Genomic DNA, 11,707 nt, shown 5'->3' with positions numbered 1-11,707 from the left:
GGATGCGCATTATAGGGAGATCTCGGATTAGCGCAAGTGTTTTTTTAAAATAATTTACTGTTCGTTCAAAACTCCAACAAGACGTATAAAAACCCCACAGTAAAGATTAAATATCACTCAATTTTAGCAAAATGCGCCGCAAATTCGCTTACTTTATTCCAATCAGTATATTCAATTTCTTTTGTAGGATCCGTTTCACCTTTAGTCATCTTCATAATTAATTGGATCATAACTCTATCAATCCATTTATAACGAGGATAAAAAAGTGCGCCAGCAAAGACACCCGTTAACGTTGGTTTCCATGGAGTCTTATCTAAAAACTTACGCATATAAGCATTCGTCTCGGGTGTATTCTTTTCTGCTTTTCTTGCCGTAAGATTAACGCCAAAGAATGCGGACGGCATACTATTCAATTGTGCAAGATGACGAGTGATAAATTTATCGAGCGCTTTATTAAAGTAACCATAACGAATCGAAGCGCCCACTAAGACTTTATTATAAGCAGATAAATTTAAACTCTGCTGAACAGAGGTTAAATCTCTCACATCACATTCATGACCGTGTTGTCTTAATTCATTCGCGATTTGTGTCATTATTTTTTTAGTTTGACCATCAGTACTACAATACAACAATAGCGCGCTCATACATTACTCCTTGTATTAGGTTAATCACGCCAAAACGTTGGGGTAAATAAAACCAATAGAGTGAAAACTTCTAGTCGCCCAAATAACATTGTCACGACCAATATCCATTTTGCAGCTGGATTCATTGTCGTGAAGTTATCGGCGACAATCCCTAATCCAGGACCAAGATTATTTAATGTAGTGGCAATAGCAGAAAATGCAGAAAATTCATCAACGCCTGTTGCTATCAACAACATTAAGCTAATAATAAAGACCAGCGCATAAGCGGAGAAAAATCCCCACACAGCTTCAATAATACGTTCGGGTAATGCTCGGTGACCAAGTTTGATGGTATAAACCGCATTTGGGTGAACAAGACGTTTTAATTCACGATTCCCTTGTAGGAATAAAAGCAAGATACGAATGACTTTCAATCCCCCACCCGTTGATCCTGCACAGCCACCAATAAACGCCGAGCATAATAATAGAAGAGGCAAAAATGCAGGCCATTGTGCAAAGCTATCCGTGGCAAATCCCGCAGTTGTCGCCATAGAGACAACTTGGAAAAAAGCCTGGTTTATGGTTATCCATCCTGTGTCGTATACAGAATAAAGCCATAGAATACCGCTACAGATAATGACTAATCCCAATTGAATTGAGATAAACATACGAAATTCAGGATCACGCCAATAAATATTTAAGCTTCTTCCCGTTAGTACGGCAAAGTGCAAACCAAAGTTACAACCAGAAATCAGAAGAAATACACCAATAATGATGTTAATGGTTGGGCTATTAAAATAACCAATACTGGCATCGTGAGTAGAAAACCCACCAATTGCAATAGTTGAAAAGCTATGAGAAATAGCATCAAACACATCCATGCCCGCAATCCATAATGCTAAGGCACAAATGATCGTTAATAAGACATAGATAAGCCAAAGTGCTTTCGCTGTTTCTGCAATTCGAGGTCGCATTTTGTTATCTTTCAATGGACCTGGCATTTCTGCGCGATATAACTGCATTCCCCCAACACCTAAAAGAGGGAGAATAGCGACAGCTAATACGATGATCCCCATTCCTCCTAACCATTGGAGCATTTGGCGATAAAACAGAATAGCTTTAGGTAATGAATCTAGCCCTACAAGCGTTGTGGCTCCTGTTGTAGTCAGTCCAGAGAAAGATTCAAAAAAGGCATCAGTAATAGAAAGATGAGGTTGCTCAGAAAAGATAAACGGCAATGCCCCTACACTACCCAGTACCGTCCAAAATAAGACAACAATAAGAAAGCCTTCTTTAGGCTTAAGCTCACTTTTTTTATGTCGATTGGGGATCCACAGCATTAACCCAATGATCAAGGCTACAATAAATGTTTGGCTAAATGCACGCCCTGCACCATCTCGATATATTAATGCAACAATACCAGGAATGATCATCGTGACAGAAAATAAGATAACAAGCAGTCCGACAATACGGGTTATTGAACGAAAATGCATTTAGCGATTTCCTTGGTAGCAAAGATTATTCATTTTTATCTAACGGGATTAATTGCATACTGCCACGACTTATATCACGTAGTTTAACTTCAACTTCACCGCTATGCACGGCAGGCAATGAAAGTATAAAAGTGACTTTATCAGTATATTCACTTGAAAGTACTTGCCCCTGATATTGTTCAACAACTTGTTCAAGTAATGAAACCAGTGAATATTCACACGCTACACTAAAACGCAACTGTGGCACTTTCGTTTTTGTTGGCAAAAGCTTTAATGCTTGTTGAACACCACTGCCATAAGCTCTAACTAACCCACCAGTTCCTAATTTGATCCCACCGAAATACCGAACAACCACTGCGGTAACTTCTCCCATTCCACTCCCTAAAAGAGGTGCAAGAATAGGTTTTCCCGCAGTACCTGTTGGCTCACCATCATCAGAAAAACCTAATTGTTGTGAGTCATCGGGTCTTCCTGCAACAAAAGCCCAACAGTGGTGCCGGGCATCAGGAAATTGTTCTTTGATAGACTGGATATACGCTTTTGCTGCATCAATACCTTCAGTGTGAGCAATAAATGTAATAAAACGACTCTTCTTTATTTCTTCACTGAATTCTACGGTTTCAGCGGGGATCAAATACGCTTTCATCAGGCTAAGTGTAAATCTCTGGTCATATTTTCAATTTTGTTATCGTGGATAATAATATTATCTTCAATACGAATACCACCAAATGGTTTGAAATGCTCAATAAGCTTCCAATTGAAATGAGTACTGTATTTTCCTTCTTTCCAAGGCTCTAGCAGAGAGTCGATAAAGTAAAATCCAGGTTCAATTGTTAATACCATGCCTGGTTCAACAATACGTGTGCAACGTAAGAATGGATACATTGCAGGAGCCGCTAAGTGGGTTCCTTTATCATCTTGCATAAATCCAGCTGCATCATGAACTTGCAGACCTAAAGCATGCCCTAAGCCATGAGGTAAAAATGGTGTAGTTAATCCAGCACTCACCATCTCTTCTTCACTCACACCTTTAACAATACCGTATTTATTAAGTAGCCCAGCAATACGTCGATGCATTTGAACATGGTATTCAGTATAACGCACACCCGCTTTCATCGTTGCAATCAGCGCTTGTTGCGCATCATTCATATCTTTAACTAATGAAGTAAATTCATGATTTTCTTTTGTGCTATAAGTACGAGTGATATCTGCTGCGTAGCCATTATACTCTGCACCTGCATCAATAAGGAAACTACGATATTCATCTGGTGATTCATGATCTAATTTGGTGTAGTGCAAAACAGCGGCGTGTTCATTTAATGCGACAATATTGCCGTAAGGAACATCGGTATCACGATGACCCGTAGCCATTAAATACGCCATATTAATATCAAACTCACTTAATCCAGCTTGAAAAGCTTCATGAGCGGCAATATGTCCGTTGACGGCCATTTTTTGTGCTTCACGCATACAAGCTAATTCATAACCTGTTTTATAGGCGCGGTAATAATGATAATAATTAAGAAGAGATTGATTGTTGATATTATCAATACTCACACCTAATGATTCTGCTCGCTGTATATTTGGACCAATATAAGCGGTATTTTTATTAATATAAGGTGCTAGCTCTTTCTGAATATCATCAACATTTTTAAGATGAATTAACTCAACTTCATGAGTCCAATAGCTACTTGGTAAAGCTTCAACACTGTGCCAATAGTCAACTGGGGAATAGAACCATAATTTAGGTTTATTAACACCATCCGCTAATAACCAACAATGTGGTACATCTGTTACAGGCACCCATGCTTTAAAATGAGCATTCACTTTAAAAGGGTAATCACTGTCATCAAGGAAAACACGGATAGGTTCACCAGAATGAATTAATACCGAATCAAGATGGTGTCTGGATAAAGCATCACGAGTACGATTTTGTAGAGTTTTGATATGTTCTTGGTACAGAGAGAGCAATTTTTCCATTATTAATTACCTTATCTTATTCATTGTTAATGATTCAGCTTAACACGCCAACTCTTTGAGTGGCTAACCCCATAACAAAAATAGATTATTACCGATTTATCTCCCCTCGTTTTATCAAACTGAGCAACAACATAGAATTCAATAAGTTGAATAATTTCACTGTGATCACCCTTGCAGTTTTTTAATCAAATATTTGCATTTATTTAACATAGTATTCACACTCTTATTATCTGGTCATACCAGTCTATACATTTAGGGAGAATACAAATGCTCTATCAAAGCGAAAATATTCAAGCCGGTTGGGTGAAACAAGGTATTGTTGAACTCATTTTTAACGCCAAAGGTTCTATTAACAAATTAGATACCAAAACGGTTGCAATGCTAAGTGAAGCTTTAACCGTATTAGAAGCAACACCAGGCCTGAAAGGTGTTATCTTGCGTTCCGAAAAACCGGCTTTTATTGTCGGTGCTGATATTACCGAGTTTTTATCCCTTTTTGATGCCCCTGAAGAAGAATTAACTCAGTGGCTACACTTCTCTAATCAGATTTTTAGTCGACTTGAAGACCTACCTGTTCCTACCGTTTCTGCTATCAATGGCTATGCCCTTGGCGGTGGTTGCGAGTGCGTACTTGCTACTGATTTTCGTATTGCTTCTCCTGATTTACGTATCGGTTTACCAGAAACAAAACTTGGGATCATGCCGGGCTTTGGCGGTTCAGTACGCCTTCCTCGTTTGATTGGTGTCGATAACGCATTAGAAATTATTACTGCTGGTAAAGATGTTGATGCCCAAACTGCACTTAAAAATGGATTAATCCAAGCAATTGTCCCTCTAGAAAATTTAAAAGAAAGTGCTATTTCGCTAATCGAGCAAGCAATTGAAGGCAAAATTGATTGGAAAGCTGCACGTCATCCAAAAATAGCACCATTAAGACTGACAGAGCTTGAACATAAAATGTCTTTCAGTGTGGCTAAAGGTATGGTGATGAAAGTAGCAGGCCCTCACTATCCAGCACCGATCACGGCAGTAAGAACTATTGAAAAAGCGGCATTTCTAAATAGAGATGAAGCACTGGCTATCGAAACTGAAAATTTTGTCAAACTCACACGTACTGATGTTGCAAAAGCCTTAGTCGGTATTTTCCTTAATGATCAGTATGTCAAAAATATCACGAAAAAACGTCATGCTGAATTACCTAAACAAGCGGCGGTCTTAGGCGCTGGGATAATGGGCGGTGGAATATCCTACCAATCTGCCTTAAAAGGTATTCCCGTTGTAATGAAAGATATTAACCAAAAATCCCTTGAGCTTGGTATGAATGAAGCGTTAAGCCTATTACAAAAACGCCAAGAAAAAGGTCGAATGAGTGCCGTAGATATGGCAAAAACGCTCGCCTCTATTCAACCTACATTGAATTATGTTTCTGTCAGTGATGCGGATGTTGTGGTTGAAGCCGTTGTTGAAAATCCCAAAGTAAAAGCAACTGTACTCGCAGAAACAGAAGCACTATTAGCCGATCACGCGGTACTTGCGTCAAATACCTCTACGATCCCTATTTCCCTGCTCGCAAAATCCTTAAAGCGCCCTGAAAATTTCTGTGGGATGCACTTCTTTAACCCAGTTCATCGAATGCCACTGGTTGAAATCATAAAAGGTGAAAAAACCAGTGAAGAGACGATTAACCGTATTGTCAGTTACGCCAGTAAAATGGGTAAAACACCAATTATCGTTAATGATTGCCCTGGTTTCTTTGTAAACCGTGTCCTCTTTCCTTATTTTGCTGGGTTCTCTCTATTACTAAGAGATGGTGCTGATTTTCTTGCTGTAGATAAAGTGATGGAAAAAGTATTTGGCTGGCCTATGGGACCGGCGTACCTACTTGATGTTGTAGGCATTGATACGGCAAATCATGCTCAAGCCGTAATGGCTCAGGGTTTCCCTGACAGAATGGGTACCATTGAACGAGATGCTATTGCTCTTTTATATGAGCAACAGCGATATGGTCAGAAAAATAATCATGGTTTCTATAATTACGCAGTTGATAAACGGGGTAAAAAGCAGAAATCTGTTGATGGTCAAATTCAAACGCTTATTCAGCAAAATGCTGGCAAAACACAAGAGTTTAGCCAAGATGTAATTATCGCTCGCATGATGATCCCAATGATCAATGAAGTTATCCGTTGTTTAGATGAAGGTATTATTGCTTCACCAGCAGAAGCTGATATTGCATTAGTTTATGGCTTAGGCTTCCCTCCTTTCCGAGGAGGTGTCTTCCGTTATCTTGATACCATCGGATTAGCGCAATTTGTTGCAGATGCACAGCAATACGCATCATTAGGATCTCTTTATCAAATTCCTGAAAGCTTAAAACAGAAAGCGCAACGCAACGAAACCTATTATCCAAAGCCCGCAAAAGTAGATGTTAACATCAGAGAACTCGCTTAAGGAGATATGAAATGGAAAAGGTTGTCATAATTGATGGTATTCGTACTCCAATGGGACGCTCAAAAGGTGGTGCATTTCGCCATATCAGAGCGGAAAATCTCTCTGCACAATTGATGCAAGCACTACTAACACGCAATCCGAATATTAATCCTAATGATATTGGTGATGTGATTTGGGGCTGTGTACAACAAACTTTAGAGCAAGGTTTTAATATTGCTCGTAATGCGGCGTTATTGGCTGAACTTCCACACAAGGTTCCGGCAGTTACAGTTAATCGGTTATGTGGTTCATCAATGCAAGCATTACATGATGGTGCACGCCAAATTATGCTGGGTGATAGTCAAGTAGCATTAATTGGCGGTGTTGAACATATGGGTCACGTACCGATGACTTATAATGCAGATTTTAATCCATCACTTAATCTTTCTGTCGCTAAAGCCTCATTTTCAATGGGATTAACGGCAGAGATGCTGGCTAAATCATTCCAAATTTCACGCGAAGAACAAGATAAGTTCGCTTACCGTTCTCATCATTTAGCGGCTCTTGCAACGCAACAAGGCTATTTTGATAATGAGATAATTGCGATTAATGGTCATGATGCAACAGGTAATTTTATTAATGTCAAAAATGATGAAGTTATTCGTTATAACCCAAGCCTTGATGAATTAGCCCTGCTTAAACCTGTGTTTGATCCTGCTACGGGCTCTGTTACAGCAGGCAATTCATCCGCAGTTTCTGATGGTGCATCCGCCATGTTTATAACCAGTGAACGTTATGCTAAAGAGCATAATTTAAAGCCTCGTGCCATTATTCGTTCTATGGCAGTGACAGGATGTGATCCTGCAATTATGGGTTATGGCCCTGTTCCTGCAACAGAAATCGCGTTGAAAAAAGCAGGATTAACATTAGGTGATATTGATATTTTTGAGCTAAATGAAGCATTTGCCGCACAGTCATTAGCATGTATGAAGAAAATGAATCTGCTCGATAGCATAGATGACAAGATTAATTTAAATGGCGGAGCAATTGCCTTAGGGCATCCTTTAGGATGTTCAGGCTCTCGAATAACCACTTCATTATTAAATATTATGGAGCGTAAAGATGCACAATTTGGCTTAGCCACAATGTGTATTGGATTAGGACAAGGTATTGCAACGATTATAGAACGTGTTTAATACGATATTCTGTATATCCACGCTCTGATCGTTAGGGGAACGTATTCTTTTCGATTGCATGGTTAGAAACCATTTTCCCGCCGTCAGGGGCGGGTTTTTTTATGGTTTTAAAAACGAAAATAATAACAAATAACGGGGTACTATCGTTTTATCAGATAAATTCAAAGGCATCGCTAAATAAGCGAGTTTTATCTGCATTACGCTCATTACAAAAGCGATCTCTGGCTATTTTCGCCATTTCAAAACGCCCTGCGATGTAAATATCATATTCTGATAAATCACCAAAATCTTCGCTTATTGCCGTTAATACCGTACCTTTGCGGCCACGCCAAGTCTCATCAGGCTGTTCAACAACTGGAATAACGGATAACGATGGATGCAATTCTGATAATTCTTGTAATTCATTGAGATCATAGAGATGAACGCTTTCTCTTCCCCCCCAATAAATTGTAATAGGTCGTTGAGGATTTTCAGCTAACGCGGCCAATAGAATTGAATGGGTATAAGAGAATCCTGTACCGCCAGCAATCAATAGTAATGGACGTTGACTCTCTTTTTGAAACCACGCATTCCCATGAGGAATATCAATGGTAAGCTGCTGTTTTTCTAATATCACATCAAGCACTGCCATCGCATAAAGATTGAGTTCAGACGCACCAATATGAAGTTCAATAAAGTCTTTATTTTCAGGTATAGATGCAATAGAAAAAGGACGTTTATCACGCTCATCCATAACAGCTAAAAGATATTGTCCAGCCTGAAAATCAAATTCGCCATCAGGTAATAGCCTTACCCGATAAACCGTATCTGTCATCGGCTCAACAAGTGAGACTTTACAATTCAATATTGCCATGTTGTTCCTCTGTTCTTATTTAAGAATATCGAGCTGTTCCCAAATAGTATCGACTCGTTGCTTAACTTCATCAGACATCACAATAGGTCTACCCCATTCTCTATCTGTCTCACCCGGCCATTTGTTTGTCGCATCAAGACCCATTTTTGATCCCAATCCTGAAACAGGTGAAGCGAAGTCGAGATAATCAATAGGCGTATTTTCCATCATAATGGTATCTCTTGCAGGATCCATTCTGGTCGTAATTGCCCAAATCACATCTTTCCAATCTCTTGCATTGACATCATCATCGCAAACAATCACAAATTTGGTGTACATAAATTGCCGTAAGTAAGACCAAACTCCCATCATTACGCGTTTAGCATGACCCGCATACTGTTTCTTCATTGTCACAACGGCTAAACGGTAAGAACATCCTTCAGGAGGTAGATAAAAATCGACAATTTCAGGAAACTGTTTTTGTAATATCGGAACAAGCACTTCATTCAACGCAACACCTAATACTGCGGGTTCATCAGGTGGACGACCTGTATAGGTTGAATGATAAATTGCATCTTTACGGCGCGTTAAATGCGTAATGGTAAACACAGGGAAAGAGTCAATCTCATTATAATATCCTGTGTGATCACCATATGGCCCTTCTGGGGCTAATTCGCCTGGTTCAATGTAACCTTCAAGGATAATTTCAGCACTTGCAGGGACTTCAAGATCATTTGAAAGACATTTTACAACTTCTGATTTATTGCCCCGTAATAAACCCGCGAATGCATATTCAGATAAGGTATCTGGTACAGGTGTTACTGCACCTAAAATAGTCGCAGGATCTGCCCCTAATGCTACGGAAACAGGGAATCGCTCACCGGGATGTTTTTGACACCACTCTTGAAAATCTAACGCACCACCACGATGCGATAACCAGCGCATAATCACTTTATTTTTACCCAGCACCTGCTGGCGATAAATACCGAGATTTTGGCGCTCTTTCAATGGGCCACGAGTCACCGTTAATCCCCAAGTAATCAAAGGTGCCGCATCTTCAGGCCAACAATGCATAACAGGAATTTTTGTGAGATCGACATCATCACCTGTTAAAACCACTTCCTGACAAGGCGCTTTACTCAAGCGTTTTGTTGGCATATTTAAAACTTGTTTAAACTTAGGTAACTTATCAAAGAGATCACGAAAACCTTTCGGAGGATCAGGCTCTTTTAGAAAAGCCAATAGCTTTCCAACTTCGTGTAAGGCTTTAACATCATCTTGCCCCATCCCCATTGCCACACGCTCTGGTGTACCAAATAAGTTACAAAGCACGGGCATATCATACCCTTTAGGATTTTCAAACAACAGCGCTGGCCCACCGGCACGTAAAGTTCTGTCCGCTATTTCGGTCATTTCAAGGTAGGGATCTATTTCATAGGCGATACGTTTTAATTCACCTTTTTCTTCTAATAATGAAAGGAAATCTCTTAAATCGCGGTATTTCATCATAATCTTACGAGCCAGTGAGTGAAAGAAAAGAGGGCCAATGCCCTCTTTGAGACGCTATAAGCTAAACGCATAACTCACTAAAATGCAATGCTTTTTATTTAATAGCGTTCACTATACTTATAAACAGCGGAATGGAACCCACTCTGAAAGTAACTTAGTATCAAACTGTTCAGGGAATGTTTTTCCATGTTGGAAGATTTTAAAACCTTCATTTTTAGCGCTGTAATAACGTAATTCTTCACCTTGAATATATAAGTAACTTCCTTCACGGATAGCCACAACAATCTCTTCAGGGTTAATTGCACAAAACTCTGCAATACGCTCATCACGAGTTTCACCCATATGACCACTGATAGAAGCATCAATGTAATGTGGGTTAATTTGAACAGGGAATAGGCCTAATGAAGGCATAATAACAGAGGAACGTACAGGCATATCATTAGTGGTACGAATTGTTGGTGTCGCGACGTTACAACCTGCGCTCCAACCAATATACGGAATATTACGCTCACGTACGGCGCGTTGGATTGGAACAACTAATCCTTTCTCATGCAGCATTTGGTTTAATAACCAAGTATTGCCACCACTGACTAAAATACATTCTGCATTGTTGATTGCATCAACTTCTGAATCAAAATGTTCAATACAAGTAACTTCAATACCTAACACTTCTGATAAATCACGAGCACGTTGATCATGATCGGAACGAATAACGGCATAAGCAATTAATACAGCAGAACGAATACCGCGTTTTTTAATCATGCTATCGATATTATCTTTTGCATAACTTAACCAACGTGGATCCCCGGCAATTTTTCCGTTACTTAATAAAAAAACTTCCATTACAGAACCTCTTTATAATTATGAACAAAATTCTAAGATAATTATCTTGAGAGCTTTTTCTTATTTTTACCATCACTTTTTTATTAACTTGTTACCTCTATCCGAGATCCAAGTGAAAGTAACAAAAACAAGCCTTTTTATTGCGAATAAACACAGCTTTTCTGTTCTTTTTTCAGTATAAAACCACGTTAACCTATTTTTTATTTAATCCCCCGATAGATGACTGTTACCTTAATGATAAATTTGCTATTATCACTTAAATTAAATTTAACTAACCTATTGTCTCTATTATGAAAAACTGGCATTTGCTGTATTGCAAACGAGGACAAATTCCTCGTGCTATCGAACACTTAGAACGTCAGCAAGTGGGTTGTTTTACACCTATGGTAACCATAGAAAAAGTACTAAGAGGAAAGCGCACTACCGTAACAGAACCGCTTTTCCCTAATTATCTTTTTATAGAGTTCGATCCTGAAGTGATCCATACCACGACCATTAACTCAACGCGTGGAGTAAACTCATTTGTTCGCTTTGGGCAATATCCTGTCACTGTTCCTCAAGATGTGATTGATACACTGCAAATCCCTCAGCTTTCTTCTCTCACTTATAGCGAAGAAAATGTACCTCACAGTGGCGATAGCGTATTAATAACAGAGGGGATTTTTCAAGGGATCAAAGCCATATATCAAGAGCCTGATGGTGAAGCCCGTTCGATTTTGCTTTTAAATATATTAAATAGTGAAGTGAAAAAATCTGTGGGAAATAAAGAGTTTAAAAAAGAGTTGCTCTAGAAAAATTTAACCC

The 11,707-nt window shown here is 39.2% G+C and carries 10 protein-coding genes; 3 read left to right on the top strand and 7 right to left on the bottom strand.

Features of this window, described 5'->3' with window-relative positions; all coding sequences use genetic code 11:
* Positions 1-113: 113 nt before the first annotated feature.
* Genes hemG through pepQ form a run of 4 tightly spaced genes read right to left on the bottom strand, consistent with a single transcriptional unit; the run spans position 114 to position 4,096 of the window.
* Entirely contained in the window at positions 114-644 is a 531-nt protein-coding gene (hemG, locus tag ACNARN_RS11110) for a menaquinone-dependent protoporphyrinogen IX dehydrogenase (RefSeq protein ID WP_198620171.1), read from the bottom strand.
* A 20-nt stretch (positions 645-664) separates the two neighbouring features.
* The gene (trkH, locus tag ACNARN_RS11105; RefSeq protein ID WP_036914641.1) at positions 665-2,116 is read right to left on the bottom strand and encodes a Trk system potassium transporter TrkH; all 1,452 of its coding nucleotides are present in this window, start codon (positions 2,114-2,116) and stop codon (positions 665-667) included.
* 25 nt (positions 2,117-2,141) lie between these two features.
* The gene (locus ACNARN_RS11100; protein WP_100158033.1) at positions 2,142-2,762 is read right to left on the bottom strand and encodes an IMPACT family protein; all 621 of its coding nucleotides are present in this window, start codon (positions 2,760-2,762) and stop codon (positions 2,142-2,144) included.
* The gene (gene pepQ / locus ACNARN_RS11095) at positions 2,762-4,096 is read right to left on the bottom strand and encodes a Xaa-Pro dipeptidase (protein ID WP_416304458.1); all 1,335 of its coding nucleotides are present in this window, start codon (positions 4,094-4,096) and stop codon (positions 2,762-2,764) included. The genes ACNARN_RS11100 and pepQ overlap by 1 nt, the downstream gene beginning before the upstream one ends.
* Before the next feature lie 267 nt (positions 4,097-4,363).
* On the opposite strand from pepQ, the gene fadB reads away from it, so the two are divergent.
* Together fadB and fadA are read left to right on the top strand one after the other, a co-directional pair.
* The gene (gene fadB / locus ACNARN_RS11090; protein WP_416304457.1) at positions 4,364-6,544 is read left to right on the top strand and encodes a fatty acid oxidation complex subunit alpha FadB; all 2,181 of its coding nucleotides are present in this window, start codon (positions 4,364-4,366) and stop codon (positions 6,542-6,544) included.
* A gap of 11 nt (positions 6,545-6,555) precedes the next feature.
* Positions 6,556-7,719 (top strand): acetyl-CoA C-acyltransferase FadA, encoded by a 1,164-nt coding sequence (gene fadA / locus ACNARN_RS11085; RefSeq protein ID WP_416304456.1) that lies wholly within the window; start codon positions 6,556-6,558, stop codon positions 7,717-7,719.
* Between the two features lie 151 nt (positions 7,720-7,870).
* Here fadA and fre read toward each other — a convergent pair whose 3' ends face one another.
* The 3 genes from fre to pepE form a co-directional block, all read right to left on the bottom strand.
* On the bottom strand, positions 7,871-8,572 hold the full coding sequence (gene fre, locus ACNARN_RS11080) for an NAD(P)H-flavin reductase (RefSeq protein ID WP_196533469.1): 702 nt from the start codon (positions 8,570-8,572) through the stop codon (positions 7,871-7,873).
* Positions 8,573-8,587: 15 nt separating this feature from the next.
* Positions 8,588-10,057, bottom strand: coding sequence for a 4-hydroxy-3-polyprenylbenzoate decarboxylase (gene ubiD / locus ACNARN_RS11075; protein WP_198620260.1), 1,470 nt, complete (start codon positions 10,055-10,057; stop codon positions 8,588-8,590).
* 120 nt (positions 10,058-10,177) lie between these two features.
* Positions 10,178-10,903 (bottom strand): dipeptidase PepE, encoded by a 726-nt coding sequence (gene pepE / locus ACNARN_RS11070; RefSeq protein ID WP_100158028.1) that lies wholly within the window; start codon positions 10,901-10,903, stop codon positions 10,178-10,180.
* A gap of 290 nt (positions 10,904-11,193) precedes the next feature.
* Here pepE and rfaH point away from each other — a divergent pair, with 290 nt between their 5' ends.
* The gene (gene rfaH, locus ACNARN_RS11065) at positions 11,194-11,694 is read left to right on the top strand and encodes a transcription/translation regulatory transformer protein RfaH (protein ID WP_198620175.1); all 501 of its coding nucleotides are present in this window, start codon (positions 11,194-11,196) and stop codon (positions 11,692-11,694) included.
* Positions 11,695-11,707 lie beyond the last annotated feature (13 nt).

This window comes from Proteus sp. TSJ240517, assembly GCF_047921575.1.
Taxonomy (GTDB): Bacteria; Pseudomonadota; Gammaproteobacteria; order Enterobacterales; family Enterobacteriaceae; genus Proteus.
Note: the sequence above shows the minus strand (reverse complement) of the source record. Positions and strands in the feature narration are given on the sequence as shown.